A 13408-nucleotide genomic window follows, 5' to 3' on the forward strand; every position below is an offset into this window, starting at 1 on the left:
CTCAACTAGCGCAGAATCGGTGCGCCGTGGAGTGCCTGCAGCCCGGATTCACTTGCTAGTTGCCGCTTTTAACGTTAACGGCAAGAGTGTGGGTCCGCGTAGCGAGCTGTTGGTCGACCACGTCGGGGGAGCGGTCGGAGTGATCTGCGAGACCCGGTTGGTGAGTTCCCTCAGCACCGCGTGTGCCTCGAGCCGGGCCAATGGCGCGCCGAGACACATGTGGGCGCCGTAGCCGAATGCGACATGCATTCGCTGATTGCGGTCGACTCGGTAGGTGTCCGGGTCGTCGAAAACAAGGGGATCGCGATTGGCGGCGCCGAAGGACAACAGCACACGTTCACCCTTCGGGATCGTTACCGACCCCACTCGGTAGTCCGCCCGGGTGTACCTATAGAGGTTTTGGATGGGGGTGGTGTAGCGAAGCTGTTCTTCGATGGCCATGGGAATCAGCCCAGGTTCGGCTCGGAGTCTGTCGAACAGGGCCGGATCGTTGGCCAAGGTATCGAGCATGCCGCCGAGAAGGTTTGTGGTGGTCTCGTTTCCGGCAATGAGCAACAGGATAGCGATGAGAAACAGCTGGTCGTCGGTCAACGAACCCTCGGTGCTGTGGTCGATCAAGCGGCCCAGCACGGTGTCGGAGTCTTTGAGGTGTCCCGCGGCGAGTTGCTGTAGGAAATAGCGCCGCAGCGCCATGGCGCCGCTCAATGATTTCGCAACCTTCAGCATTCCCTTTGGCGTGGGAACGAAGTCGATCACCTGCACACTGCGTTCGGACCAACGACGAAAATCAGCGATGTCGCTGTCGGGGACGCCGAGTATGGCGGCGATGACCCGCAATGGCATGGGGATCGTCAGCAGCTGCACCGCGTCGCCGCCGGGATTGGCGATCATCGTGTCGACGAGTTCGACGGCAAGCTTGTCGACGATGCTGTGCCAGCTGTCGAGGGCGCGCTTGGTGAACGCCGGCTGGACCTGTTTGCGTAATCTGCTGTGTTGCTCACCGTCGGTGACGACGACCAGATCAGCGGCTATCCGCATTCGCGTCACACCCTGGCTGCTGGTGACGCAGTCGGTGTCGCGTAAGGCGGCGCGCACGTCCTCGAGGCGATGCAGGATCCAAGTAGCGCGGCGAGGGTTGTAATGCACCCGTCCACCGTCGTGCAGGGCTCTATAGGCATCGTGAGGCTGCGCGGCAGTTGCCGGGTCGAGCGGGTCGTAATCGGTGTTGACGGCTCCGGTCCAACCTCGAACGCCCCGCCTGCGGGTGCGAACGGCCCCGGCGACGTTCATCCGGATGGCGCTGGCCAGCGGATCGGCTAGCGCCGCCGCATTTCGCGCCCTGGCAGCGATACTCACGCAAAAGCAACCAATCTGCTTACGCCGTCATGTGACTGTCGGTGCACCGTTCGTTGTCGAGTCATCGGTGAGCAAGCCAAGAACGGGTCTTCACCGCCTCAGGTTCTCGGGGTGTCGCGGCGAAATCAATACGCGGAGGCAAAGATGCGAACCTAGCGCTGCGCCGAGCGGCCTCGTTTTTCGCAGTCAGGGCCGCTGACCATTGCTTACCGATGCGATTGACAGTGCCCTTTTCTCATCGCGACAATTTCGCGGGAGTGCTTTCGGCCGCGTACCCGTGGCAGTCATCACGAGTGGCGGCAGAGGTGATGAGGTCGCGGGCTATCGGAGGTTTCAACCGCCGACGTGATAGTGCTGGAGGCTCCGCCGGCTGGCTGATCGCCGCGGCTCACGCCACCGCGTCAGACAATTTTGGGGGCTATCTCTCTCAATGTGAGGAGCCGGAACCCAGTTTCCTCAAGCAACGCGCTGGTCCTGGGCACTCGGTGAGAGTTGGTGGGGTCAACTGCTGGCGCCGGCGTTTTCAACATGGGTTCCGAATATTGATTCTGTCTCGGCAGACCCCCACCCTGAATCGGTGACAGTTCTCGCTGAACCGAGCAGCTTCTTCGGCGCCGAGGCGTTGCAGGATCCGTATCCCCTCTACGACCGGATGCGATCAGAGAGCCCGGTGCACCGCATCGGTGACTCGGAGTTCTATGCCGTGTGCGGGTGGGACGCGGTCATCGAAGCTGTCGAGCGGGTCGAAGATTTCTCCTCGAACCTGACCGCGACGATGGTGTACCAGGAGGACGGATCCGTAGGGCCGTTTCCCATGATGGAGGCGGGCAACCCGGGCCACGCCTTGGCCACCGCCGACGATCCCGTGCACGCGGTACACCGAAAGATTCTGCTGCCACATTTGTCGGCAAAGCGCGTTCGCGTCATCGAAGATTTCGCCTGTGACGTCGCGCAAGAACTGTGGGATCAGAATGTGCATGACGGACACATCGAATGGATGAGCGCGATCGCCAACCGGCTCCCCATGATGGTCGTCGCCAAGCTGCTAGGTCTGCCCGCAACCGACGTCGACGATCTCATCCGGCTGGGATTTGCGACCACCACCCTGCTCGACGGCGTCGTCACGCAAGCTCAATTGGAGGAAGCCGGGATCGCGGCCTTCGAGTTGGCGAACTACGTCATGCAGCATTTCGAGAAGGCAACCGGCAGTGATGAGCCCGGACTGATATCGGATATGGCGGCGCGTTACTCATCCGGCGAGGTCGACCAGGCCGTGGCCATGAACATCATGCTCACTCTGTTCAGCGCGGCCGGTGAATCGACTGCCTCACTGCTAGGCAGCGCCGCCTGGATCCTCGCCGAACGCCCGCAGATCCAGAAGCAACTGCGCGACCGCCCAGAGTTGTTGAACGCCTTTATTGAAGAGGCGTTGCGCTACGAACCTCCGTTTCGCGGTCACTACCGACACGTCTGGCGGGACACCGTACTTGGTGGCGTTGCGGTGCCGGCGAATTCACACCTGCTGTTGATGTGGGGTGCGGCCAACCGCGATCCGGCGCACTTCGAGGCGCCGGACGAATTTCGACTCGACCGGACCGGCGCGAAGGGGCACGTGACCTTCGGCAAAGGCGCGCACTTCTGCATCGGCGCGGCGCTGGCGCGGCTGGAAGCCCAGATCGTGTTCCGGACCGTACTGGAGCGCACCACCTGGATTGAAGCGGTCGAGGTGGGGGAGTGGCTGCCGAGTGTTCTGGTGCGGCGACGCAAGCGCCTGCAGCTAACGGTGCGCTAGCCGTCGCCGAATGGTTATGCGCCAACGTCTTTGACCGACTTCTCTGACCGATTACAGCAAACCACGTGATAGCACAGCGACTTTCGTAACCCCCGGTGGTGTCGTTACCCGTTTCGATGGACGGTGTTACACCGACCATCGCGTCGGGCTTCCTTCAAGACCGGATGGGCGACGACCGCACAAGCTACCGCGACGCGTCGGCAGAAGACGACATTCCGAAGCATCGCATACCTACTAACATCTGTCAGCTCGTCGCGAGGCGACCGATACCAGGCGGTTGTGGCTCTCTCACCAGGACGCCACAGGAGTGCACTCCAACCTTCAACGCCAGTCGGGCCTCGGCGGTCACTGCGCCCAAAAGCGCGTCACTGCTGCGCGCGTCAACCGACGACATCGGCAAAAAGAACATGAAGGCCGCCGGCCCGCGCGCGGGCCATCACCGCATCCTCGGGCTTGTGGGTCGGCGGCGGCGATCGCACCCCGATTATTGCTTTTCAAGCAAGACTGCTTTGCCTTTCGCGCGACTTCCTGCCCAGCGTTATCGGTTAGCGTGGAAGTGATAGCGGCCCCGGGGCGGGCACCGTCCCACCGCAAACCTTTGGCCCCTCAGAGGAAAATCTTCAGATGACATACCACCTGATTGTTCAGTTCGTCGTGCCCGCAGACAGGCATAACCACTTCATCGAGCAGGCTCAACGTGATGCCGAAGAGTCACTCCGGAATGAACCTGGCACCCTTGCGTTCTCGGTTCTCCGGGACGAGCGCGACCCGCAGCGCTTTTTCCTCGATGAGGTGTATGAGGACGAAGCGGCATTCGAATACCACACCAAACAGGCGGCATTTAATAACTTCATCGAGGCGGTGCAGCCCTACGCTGACGGCCCTACTTTCTTGGTGCAAGGTCTTTCCCTGGCGCCCAGCGCAATAACCAGATGAGGGGCGGTGACGGTGGGCCGGAAAGTCAGGCACCGTAACGTCGTTCACCCCTGAGTCGCCGCGGCAGCGCGGCGGCTCGACGTCCCAAAAGGAAGCCGCCTCGCATGTCAACCGAAATCGCTTCACGCCGGTCGTTTCTCGTTGCTTCGGGAGCCATCGCCGGGGGATCAGCACTCGTTTCCAGTTGCGCCCGCGGCTACGGCGACAGTCGTGCCGACGCGAACGCGCAATATCTCAGCGCCGCCGAGGCTGGGCCGCAGGGAACGGCGCCGTATGCCCGCACCCACCGTCTGTCGGGGGGCGCCTACATGCTGGTGCTCCGTGACGGAGACGAACTGTTCACCGCGCTAAACGATTTCGCTAACGCCTATCACATCACCGCGGCTAGCTTCAGCGCCATCGGAGCGCTTCGAGATGTCCGAGTCGGTTGGTATGACCTACACCGGAAGAAGTACAAGGTGATCACTGTCGACGGTCAGGTCGAGGCGGCGTCCATCATTGGCGATATCGGCACCTTCGGTGGCAAGCCCGTGGTGCACACCCACCTGGTGGTGGCCAGGCAGGATGCGAGCACGTCGGCCGGACACCTGTTACACGCCGTAACATCGCCCACCATCGAAGTGTTCATCCATACTTATCCAGAGACCCTGGCGAAGAAAGCTGATGACGCTACCGGGCTCACTCTGTTCGACTGACCTTCCCGTAAGCACGCCGTCGGCGCATTAGCTATCAGACACCGACCCGATCCGAGGTCCTAGCCTGCCGGCCAAGTGGGCGATGAGTTCGCGTACACGGCGGGGCAAACGGGCGTCGGCAGAGTACACCGCGTAGATGTCGGCGCTCGGTGTCGGGATGTGCGGCAGAACCTGAACCAATACGCCGTCCTGCAGCAGCGGACCGATGTGCCAGCTCGAGCGCATGATCAGACCGCGGCCTTCAATGCACCACTGCGTCGTCACCTCGCCGTCATTGCAGGTGAGATTTCCACTCACCTTGACAGCGGTCTGATCATTGTCGGTTCCGAAACGCCACAACGCGAAGTCGCCGTCGTCCTGACGCAGCACGATGCAGTTGTGCTGCTGGAGGTCCTTCACGTGGCGCGGCGTTCCGTATCGGGCAAGGTAATTAGGGCTCGCGCAGACCACGCGGCGATTCAAACCCAGTCGTCTGATGGCCAGCAACGAGTCCTGCACCCTTCCCACGTGAACACCAAGATCGAAGGTCGTCCCGGGGATATTAAGAGGCAGCGGAGAAAGCTCAAGCTCGACCTGGACGCGCGGATACTGTTCGAGGAACTCAGCCACCAGCGGGCCGATGTGGTGGCGGCCCAGGCCCAGACTGGCGTGCACGCGAATCCGACCAGAAAGCTCGCCGCGTTCGGCGATGGAATCCTCCAACTCAATGAGCCCGTTGGTGATCGTTGCCGCACCGGCGGCATAGCGTTCCCCCTCTGAGGTGAGCGTCAGACGGCGCGTGGTCCGTTCGATCAGGCGCACGTTGAGGCGACGCTCGATACCCGCCAGCCGCTTGCTGACCGACGAAACGGACAAACCCAACTCTCGGGCGGCCTGAGTCAAGCTCGGTGATTTTGCCAGTACGTCGAAGAACAGGACGTCGTCGGCAGATGAAGTCATGTGACCCCCACTTCGGTGCACGTTGCCCAAGATTTTGTGTAGCGCTGATGCGTCGGTACTCGTGCACCAGCGCTTCGGTAGTTACGAATGGGCTTGGCCGGCATCACGTGGTCGGGTACGAAACGCCTCAACCTCCTCGTCGAGTTCAGCGGCCACCACTGAAACTTCGGACTTCGAAGCCCTGTCAGGCCAAGGGATTTGATCAGACGCTGCACCCGCCGCGCCGCTGCGCGCAGGAGATAGCCGGCCGCCACGGCGCCGCTCAATGCCCGCTTACTGGTTGTTGCGGGCCATGAATGCCTTCGCGTCGCCGTCGGCGGGATCGACGAACACGATGTCAGCCGGATGGCGACGGGGGACGTCAACCGATAGCACCACGAAGGGATGGTTGGTGATCGTCGGAAAGCCATGGACCTGGCGACGTGCGAATCGCAGGAACGTGCCGGGTCCCGCGTTGCTTTCCTCGCCGGCAAGGTGGAAGACGCCCTCGCCGCTTATGACATATAAGAACTCGTCGCAGTCGTTGTGATAGTGCAGCGGCAGGGTCCGATAGATCCTGAAGATCCTGCTACTGGCTTCGGGAAAGTCGCTGAAGTAGACGTCGGTCAACATTGAGTCTGATGTCTCAGGAAGTTGGCGGAACTCGTGGAATACGTCGAAAATTTGTCGCTTGTTGTCTGTCTGCGGAATGTACTCAGCACTCATAGTTGGGAGGCTACCAAGGGGAGGACAAGGCTGCCGCTCAGCCGTTTTCGATGGAGCTAGTCGAGCGGCAAACATCGCGAGACGCGAGATAACTTGGGCGCAGGATTTGTCGCTACATCGCGTCGGTGGGCAACGTAAATCGCCGCAGGAGCCGCTCGCGGAAGGCGCCGGGCGGACCCTCAAGCAAGGGCGAAATTCCACCCGCGGCGGATTGCCCGTTCGCGGCGAGGACTCGGTAGCCGCCCGCCAACTGACGCCCAGGCCGATGAACCTCGGTGATCGGCACGCGGATGCGGCGGCGGCGCGTTGGCCGCAAGCCCTGGCCCCAGCGGGCGGGCCGCGGCGCTGCATAATTGCGAACGTTGGGTTCAGTTACTTGCTTTTGTAAGGGGTTGAGGTGGCTGAGGATCCGAGGTCTCGTCCGGGGCGGCCACGCAGCGAGCAGTCCCGGTCGGCGGTTCTGCGCGCCACGTCGGAGTTGATCAACGAGGTAGGCCTGCGTGCGATGACGACCGATCAGATCGCCACCCGTGCCGGCGTGAGCAAGGCGACGATCTACAAGTGGTGGCCGAACAAATATGCGGTTGCGGTCGAGGCGTTCCTGTCGGAAATGGCGAAGGAGTCACCGGACCCGGACACCGGGTCGGCGGAGGAAGACTTCCGCCGCGCACTGCGGGGCCTGATTCGCTTCTACCGCAGCAAAAGTGGCCGAGCGTATGCCCAACTCATCGGGGAAGCGCAGTTCGATCCCCAGATCGGCAAGGAGCTGCGGGAGCACCTTGTCGGTTCCCGACGGGCATTGGTGCGGGCGATATTGGACCGCGGTGTCGCGCGGGGGGAGCTGCGGCACGACGTGGATTCAGAGGTCGCGATCGACCTGATCTTCGGGCCCGCGATGTACCGGCTCGTCGCCGGTCACGCTCCGCTGGACCGTAACGCCGCCGACGCGATCGTGGACGCGGCGATGCGCGGCCTGGCGCGCTGAGACTGACGTCACAGATCCCACGGGATCGAAACCGCAAAGCCGCGCGTAGTCTCAATTTGGAAACTAGACGTTCAGTTTTAGAGAAAGCCAGGCATGACGAACGCCTCTCCGGTCACCCGACCGCCAACGCGGGCCGCGGAGCATCGGCCCTCCACGATCTGCAAAACAACCGTCGAGCTGATCGGTACCTTCTTTTTAGTCTTCACCGTCGGTGCCACTGGGCGCAGCGGTGCCGCGCTGGCGCCGTTGGCGATCGGCGCGGCACTGATGGTGATGGTGTATGCCGGCGGGCACATCTCCGGCGGCCACTACAACCCGGCTGTGACGCTCGCTGCGCTTGTCCGCGGCCGGATCAACCGCTCTGAGGCTTTCGGCTACTGGGTAGCCCAACTGGTTGGCGGTGTCGCAGCCGCTCCGGTGGTCCGCGCGGTTGTCAGTGCTTCGAAGGCCCAGGCCGTCGCACCGGCTGGTCATGCCATGACGAGCGCGCTCGTTGGCGAGTTGCTGTTCACCTTCGCGCTCGCCTATGTCGTGCTCAACGTCGCCACGAGCAAGGACAACACCGGTAACTCCTTCTACGGGCTGGCGATCGGGTTCACGGTGACGGTCGGGGCGGTCGCGGTCGGCGGGATATCGGGGGGCGCCTTCAACCCCGCCGTGGTCGTGGGAGGCGCGGCGATGGGCCTGTTCGCCGGGTCTGCGCTGATTTATCCCGCCGTGCAGCTGGTTGCCGGCGCCTGCGCCGGCCTGGTGTTCCGCGCGCTCAACCCTGAAGACAAGTAGCGGCGACCGATGATGGGCTAAATACGTAGGCGGCCAGCGGATTTCGTGGGCCTGCCGGCGGCCGCCAGTCTCCTGCTGACGATGAGAGAGCGCCGGAAACCTCTAGAAAAGGCGCGCAACGCAATGTGCGATCAAAAATGAGGTAGTACAGCAATGGATTTCGCGATATTTTTGCCGGAAATCAACTCCGCGCGAATATATATCCGCCCCGGGCTCGGGGCCGTTGCTGGCCGCCGCGGCGGCCTGGGACGAGCTGGCCGCCGGATGTAAACCGGCGGCGGCCTCACTTCGGCGCGCAAACCGGGTGCCCGTATGAGACGTACCGCCATGTCCACCGCAAATGCATTCATGTTGGCAAGGCACAATTGCGCTAATGACCACTCCCCAGGAGCCCTCGCGCGGCGATTCGCCAGGATGGAATCGCCCCTCCGAGCCGCCTGGCCGCCGCAGGGATTCGGTACCTCCAACACCGCAACCGGCGCCTCCATCGGGATCTCCGACCCGACAGATTCCGCAAGGCGGTCGGCGATATCCGCCATCGCCGCCACCGAACCGACTACAGCCGCGCGGCCGTCCGCCCACTCCGCAGCCGTATCCGCCGGGGCGCCCACCGACCCCGCGCCAGCGTCAGCCCGGCCCCCCACCAAGACAGCCGGAGCCGGCCACCACTCAGCTACCTACCCAGCAGCCGGGGAGCGAGGGGCCGGCCCGAAGCCGACGCCGCTTGTTGGGCAACCGGCGGTCGATGGCTCTGGTCCTGGCAACGGTGCTGGTGGTCATCCTGGCCGCCGTGGTCGGTGCCGAGCTGATCCTGCGCCACCTGGTCGGCAGCAAGGTGGCGAGCGCAGTGGCGTGCGAGGTGCAGGACAGCGCCACCGTGTCGTTTGCCTCCATGCCGCCAATGCTGTGGCAGTACTTCAGTGGCCAGTATCCGGACATCTCTGTGCAGACCGCCGGCAATCAGGTGCGTAGCGCCAAGGGCATGAAAGTCAACATCGATATCAAGGACCTCCGCCTGAACGACACCAACAACTCCAAGGGCACCATCGGCGCGCTCAACGGCACCATCACCTGGTCATCCCAAGGCATCAAGGAATCGATTCAGGACGCCATCCCGGTGCTGGGCAGTTTCGTGACCAGCAAAGTCACCACCAACCCCAGCGACGGAACCATCCAATTGAAGGGCCTCCTCGACAGCGCCACCGTCAAGCCGCAGATCGCCAACAACGGGCTGTCACTTCAGGTGGTCAACCTGACCGCATTGGGCTCCAACATGTCGACGGAGAAGGTGCAGACGAATCTCGACGATCTCACGTCCAAAGCGACCCAGAACTATCCGTTGGGCATTCACGCCGACAACGTGAGGGTCACGGATGCCGGGGTGGAGGCTACGTTTTCCACCACCAACGCAACCATCCCGGCGGCATCGTCGTCGTCGCAGACCGGTCAGGACTGCTTCAGCGGAGTCTGATCGGCAGGGCACGTCACGATGGGCGTGGGTGGAAGATTGCCGGAGGACGGTCGGCTCGAGCCGGGGGAGCGTGGCCGGCCCGGAAACGAATACTTCCACTTGATCAAATCCTGTCAGCCCGACAAAGGTCGAAGGTTCGCCCAACCCGCTCGAAGGTCGTCGGGAAATCCGCCTGGCGAGTGGATGATGGCAACTGTGGGGACCAAACCGTGCGCACGATGCGTGGGGGCGTCGATGGGCGAGCGTGCCACTTAAGCGCGTCGACGAACTCAAACCCGGCGACCGGATCCGGATGAAGATCGGGCACGCGACCGTCGTCGCCACCGAGCCCCTTGACGACGACCAGACGCTGCTCACGTTCCTCTACGGGACGAAGAGGCCCGCCGACAACTCGGTCACCGTAGATGTCCTCGACGATGACGAGTGGGGCTGGTAGGACGGGGTGGCTACTGCGTGGCCACGAACGAGAAGTTCCCGGTGGAAATCAGGTCCGGGTCGACGACGCAGCGGGTGCCATCGACGTTCGGCTGCCCGGACACCACCTTGGCCGCCGCGGCGGCACCGGCGGCGCTGCGGTTGGGGCCCCAGCCCCCGACCAGGCCGTGACCGTTGTCCGAGAGGGCCACGCAGCCGCCCCGACCCTCGGCGAGGACGTGGCAGTCGGTTGCGCCGTGCTTCTCGGCGCAATGACTGACCGCGTACGCCTCAACGTCAGCCAGACTGGCGTGGGCGCCACCGACGGTGACGTCGACGGCGTGGGTGGCGTCCGAGCCCACGATCACGATGAAGCCGCCCTGGGCTTGTGCCGGTGCGGCCAGTCCGACAGCACAGACAGCGAGGATCACCGCGGACGCAAGAGCCTTGAACACATGTTCCCTTTCACATCGTGTTCCGGCAGAAGGGTGCCGTACTCCTACGGTGCTGCCTCGACGGCGGATGTGCGCTGTCATTTACAAAGCATTGACACGCGCGTAGCAAATCTTCACAGTTGCCGGCCGACGGCCACGCCACGCGGGCCCGCGCCGGTCGCCGGTAGTTCCGCTGATGCTTTGCTCTGGCGCCTTCCCGGCCGTAAACGAGGAGAACGCCGGGCGAACGCTCCCATGGCCAAGGATGATGACCGACATGGACGCTGAACTAGGACGCTGGCTGGCCGCCGGCGAGTACTTCGACTACCTCGGCTTCGACATCTTCTATCGGGTGGAGGGCAGCGGCCCGCCGCTGCTGCTGATCCACGGGTACCCGTTCAATTCGTTTGACTGGGCACCGATCTGGCCAAAACTCACGCAACGGTTCACCGTCATCGCACCCGACATGATCGGCATGGGGTTCTCCGACAAGCCGGTGGCCTACCAGTATTCGGTGACCGACCACGCCGACATGCACGAGGCTTTGCTGGCGCACCTCGGCGTCGGCAATGCGCACATCCTGGCGCACGACATCGGTGATTCCGTGGCCCAGGAGATGCTGGCTCGGCACGAGTTCGGTCAGCAAAGCTACGGCCCGCTGCGCATCGACTCGATCACCTGGCTCAACGGCGGAATGTTCATCGAGGCCTACAAACCCAGAACGGCGCAGAAGGTGATGTCCGGCACCCCGTTGGGCGACGTCTTCAGCCATGTCCAGAACAGCCCGGTGTCCCGTCGGCTGCTGGAACCGACGCTGCGCGAGATGTTCGGCCCGAACACCAAGCCGACCCGGCACATGATGGAGGTGTTCAACCAGATCCTGGACTACAACGACGGCCGTCGGGTGCTGCACAAGGTCGGCCGGTTCATCAACGATCGCAAAACGCACCGGAACCGCTGGGTGCGTGCCATGCGGCAGACCGCGGTGCCGATGCGGTTGATCGACGGGCCGGTCGACCCCAACTCCGGCGCCCACATGGCGCGCCGCTACGAGGAGGTCATTCCCGATGCCAACGTGGTGATGCTGGCCGACGACATCGGACACTGGCCACAGATCGAGGCGCCCGAGGCGGTGTTGACGCACTTCCTCGCCCACATCGACCGCGTCGCCGCCGGCTGAACCCGAAGCGGCGGGCTAGCCGTGATGTGGCGGTTGCTCGTCACGCAGCCGGCCCTCGTCCGACGCGGCGCGCATCTGCTCCTCGTCGCCGAACCGCTCCAGATCCTCGGGTGTGATGCGCACCCGCGGGGGCTTCGGCGCGGCCGGTGGTCGATTCGGGGGTTCGGTGGGCACGAGGCGATTATCCGCGCCCCGGCCCGCTACTGAAAGGCGGGAAGAATGGTGCCGGAATCGCGAATCTCCCAGATGCTGGCTTTGGTGATGCCGTCGAAGTTGATCTTGTTCAACGTTGCTCGCGAATACGTGAGGTCGATGGCGACGCGCGTCGCGGTGTTGCCGTACGGGTCGGTCATCGGGAACGTGCCCTGGACGTTCACCGCGGCCGCGTCCGGGTAGGTCGCTCGCGCGTACCTGAGAATGTCGATGGTGTCCGTCCGGGCGCCGTCCTTGATCATCTGCTCGGTGTAGTTGTCGCGGATGGCGAATCGTGCGTCGACCACGTCGCCGTCCGGCCCCGGGCTGGTGGTGAAGGTGACCCCCTCGGGTTTCTTGGGACCGGCCGGTGTCGACGGCGCGGCCGCGGTCGATTCCGGTGGTGCCGCCGCGGCCGAGCCGCTCGGAGGGGGCGATTGGCCGTCCCTCTTCGGGTCGAAAACCCAGCTCTTGCCGACGATGACCAGGAGAACCAGGACGCCCAGCGCCGCCAGGGCCAGGGCCGCCTTTCCGGGGGTGTCCTTCTTCGGCGGATCGGTGGAGAAGGCCCAATCGGTGGTCCAGTTGGTGCCGTCGAAGTACCGTTGCAGCCCGTGGCCCACCCCCGCGGGATCGGGGTACCACCCCGGCGCCGATTTAGGCGGGGGCGGCGCCTGTTCAGATGGCATCTATCCATTTTCGTCGTGGCGGGGACGTCTCGGCTACCCGCAGCGCTGACCGCTGAAAACTGCCCCCTTTCCGTTCAGTCCTCGCGGTCGAGCTCGGTGAGCTCCGGCGCATTCTCGCGGGTCGCCATCCCGCCCTCGCGGCCGTGATCCGCGGGACCGGGAGGATCGCCCATGAGCTCGTCGTCGTCCTTCTTCGAATGCTTGCCCATCGCAACTCCCTTCGTCGACCGAGGGACTACCCGCCGGGCCCCCAGTCGACGCGGTGTGAACCCGAGGTGGCTCCGGCGTGACGGTTCGGCGAGACGTCCGGCGTTCGACGCGTCGGTGTGCCCGATTCGGGCTTGAATCGAGGAGTGAGCAACCACCACGTGAACCTGACCCCGCAGGAAAGCAAGTTGATCGGCGAGAGTCACCCCGAGGCTCTCACGCGCATGGACGAGAAGTCGTTGAAGGACTTGCAGAACCGGCTCAGGCAAGCGCGCGAGAAGAACTTCGGCTTGTTGCGGCGCCAGGGTGCGGCCCGGGTGGAGGCCGAAGCCGCCCGCGGCGCCGCCCAGCCCGCCAACGAGAAGCGCGGCGAAAAGGTGGAGATCTTCGACGAGGCGCTGGCCCGGGTGAGCGAGCGGCTGAGCGTGATAGCTGACGCCGGGTAGCGGCCAGCTAGCCGGTGCAGTGCAGCTCGACGACGCGGCCGTCGGAAACCATCGCCACTGGGGTCCTGATCGTCATCGACCCGGTGGCCAACGTCGAAACCGGCGCTGAAGTATTCGCCGCGGCCTGCGATCAACAGGACGCGGAGGGCGCTGTCGTCTGCGAAGGTGGAAATCGCCGTGCGCA

At 63.9% G+C, this 13408-nt stretch carries 16 protein-coding genes and 2 pseudogenes; 10 read left to right on the forward strand and 8 right to left on the reverse strand.

Annotated features, from left to right (window positions below; genetic code table 11):
* Positions 1 to 48 precede the first annotated feature (48 nt).
* Positions 49 to 1290, reverse strand: a complete 1242-nt coding sequence (locus BRW65_RS24730) for a cytochrome P450 (RefSeq protein ID WP_084187966.1) — start codon at positions 1288 to 1290, stop codon at positions 49 to 51.
* 643 nt (positions 1291 to 1933) lie between these two features.
* On the opposite strand from BRW65_RS24730, the gene BRW65_RS24735 reads away from it, so the two are divergent.
* The 3 genes from BRW65_RS24735 to BRW65_RS24745 all read left to right on the forward strand — a co-directional run bounded on the left by BRW65_RS24735 (position 1934) and on the right by BRW65_RS24745 (position 4779).
* A complete protein-coding gene (locus BRW65_RS24735) occupies positions 1934 to 3148 on the forward strand; it encodes a cytochrome P450 (RefSeq protein WP_073879112.1) in 1215 nt (404 codons plus the stop codon).
* Between the two features lie 624 nt (positions 3149 to 3772).
* The gene (locus tag BRW65_RS24740) at positions 3773 to 4084 is read left to right on the forward strand and encodes a putative quinol monooxygenase (protein ID WP_073879114.1); all 312 of its coding nucleotides are present in this window, start codon (positions 3773 to 3775) and stop codon (positions 4082 to 4084) included.
* A gap of 104 nt (positions 4085 to 4188) precedes the next feature.
* A complete protein-coding gene (locus tag BRW65_RS24745) occupies positions 4189 to 4779 on the forward strand; it encodes a PPC domain-containing DNA-binding protein (RefSeq protein WP_084187968.1) in 591 nt (196 codons plus the stop codon).
* 27 nt (positions 4780 to 4806) lie between these two features.
* Here BRW65_RS24745 and BRW65_RS24750 read toward each other — a convergent pair whose 3' ends face one another.
* The 3 genes and pseudogenes from BRW65_RS24750 to BRW65_RS32825 form a co-directional block, all read right to left on the reverse strand.
* Positions 4807 to 5718: a LysR family transcriptional regulator gene (locus BRW65_RS24750; protein ID WP_073879116.1), complete on the reverse strand. Its 912-nt coding sequence runs from the start codon at positions 5716 to 5718 to the stop codon at positions 4807 to 4809.
* Between the two features lie 96 nt (positions 5719 to 5814).
* Positions 5815 to 5996, reverse strand: a pseudogene (locus BRW65_RS32435) (transposase); the annotation flags it as partial.
* Positions 5992 to 6774, reverse strand: coding sequence for a cupin domain-containing protein (locus tag BRW65_RS32825; protein WP_347876638.1), 783 nt, complete (start codon positions 6772 to 6774; stop codon positions 5992 to 5994). The pseudogene BRW65_RS32435 and the gene BRW65_RS32825, both read right to left, overlap by 5 nt.
* A gap of 46 nt (positions 6775 to 6820) precedes the next feature.
* On the opposite strand from BRW65_RS32825, the gene BRW65_RS24760 reads away from it, so the two are divergent.
* The 5 genes and pseudogenes from BRW65_RS24760 (at position 6821) to BRW65_RS24780 (ending at position 10098) form a co-directional block, all read left to right on the forward strand.
* On the forward strand, positions 6821 to 7408 hold the full coding sequence (locus BRW65_RS24760) for a TetR/AcrR family transcriptional regulator (protein ID WP_073879120.1): 588 nt from the start codon (positions 6821 to 6823) through the stop codon (positions 7406 to 7408).
* A gap of 246 nt (positions 7409 to 7654) precedes the next feature.
* Complete coding sequence (locus BRW65_RS24765) at positions 7655 to 8191, forward strand: aquaporin (RefSeq protein ID WP_244168196.1); 537 nt, start codon at positions 7655 to 7657, stop codon at positions 8189 to 8191.
* 153 nt (positions 8192 to 8344) lie between these two features.
* A pseudogene (locus BRW65_RS32440) lies at positions 8345 to 8477 on the forward strand (PPE domain-containing protein); the annotation flags it as partial.
* A gap of 459 nt (positions 8478 to 8936) precedes the next feature.
* Positions 8937 to 9662, forward strand: a complete 726-nt coding sequence (locus tag BRW65_RS24775) for an LmeA family phospholipid-binding protein (RefSeq protein ID WP_084187976.1) — start codon at positions 8937 to 8939, stop codon at positions 9660 to 9662.
* 244 nt (positions 9663 to 9906) lie between these two features.
* Positions 9907 to 10098 (forward strand): hypothetical protein, encoded by a 192-nt coding sequence (locus tag BRW65_RS24780; protein ID WP_073879125.1) that lies wholly within the window; start codon positions 9907 to 9909, stop codon positions 10096 to 10098.
* Between the two features lie 10 nt (positions 10099 to 10108).
* On the opposite strand, the gene BRW65_RS24785 is transcribed toward BRW65_RS24780, so the two are convergent.
* Positions 10109 to 10531, reverse strand: a complete 423-nt coding sequence (locus BRW65_RS24785) for a DUF4189 domain-containing protein (protein ID WP_073879127.1) — start codon at positions 10529 to 10531, stop codon at positions 10109 to 10111.
* Between the two features lie 256 nt (positions 10532 to 10787).
* On the opposite strand from BRW65_RS24785, the gene BRW65_RS24790 reads away from it, so the two are divergent.
* The gene (locus BRW65_RS24790) at positions 10788 to 11690 is read left to right on the forward strand and encodes an alpha/beta fold hydrolase (RefSeq protein WP_073879156.1); all 903 of its coding nucleotides are present in this window, start codon (positions 10788 to 10790) and stop codon (positions 11688 to 11690) included.
* Between the two features lie 15 nt (positions 11691 to 11705).
* On the opposite strand, the gene BRW65_RS31875 is transcribed toward BRW65_RS24790, so the two are convergent.
* From BRW65_RS31875 to BRW65_RS32710, 3 genes are all read right to left on the reverse strand, one after another.
* Positions 11706 to 11864, reverse strand: a complete 159-nt coding sequence (locus BRW65_RS31875) for a hypothetical protein (RefSeq protein ID WP_167374089.1) — start codon at positions 11862 to 11864, stop codon at positions 11706 to 11708.
* Between the two features lie 26 nt (positions 11865 to 11890).
* Entirely contained in the window at positions 11891 to 12571 is a 681-nt protein-coding gene (locus BRW65_RS24795; RefSeq protein WP_073879129.1) for a DUF2510 domain-containing protein, read from the reverse strand.
* A 74-nt stretch (positions 12572 to 12645) separates the two neighbouring features.
* The gene (locus BRW65_RS32710) at positions 12646 to 12780 is read right to left on the reverse strand and encodes a hypothetical protein (protein ID WP_279627698.1); all 135 of its coding nucleotides are present in this window, start codon (positions 12778 to 12780) and stop codon (positions 12646 to 12648) included.
* Positions 12781 to 12924: 144 nt separating this feature from the next.
* Here BRW65_RS32710 and BRW65_RS24800 point away from each other — a divergent pair, with 144 nt between their 5' ends.
* Entirely contained in the window at positions 12925 to 13224 is a 300-nt protein-coding gene (locus BRW65_RS24800; RefSeq protein WP_073879131.1) for a hypothetical protein, read from the forward strand.
* The last annotated feature ends 184 nt before the right edge of the window (positions 13225 to 13408 follow it).

The sequence above is a fragment of the Mycobacterium paraffinicum genome, assembly GCF_001907675.1.
GTDB lineage: Bacteria > Actinomycetota > Actinomycetes > Mycobacteriales > Mycobacteriaceae > Mycobacterium > Mycobacterium paraffinicum_A.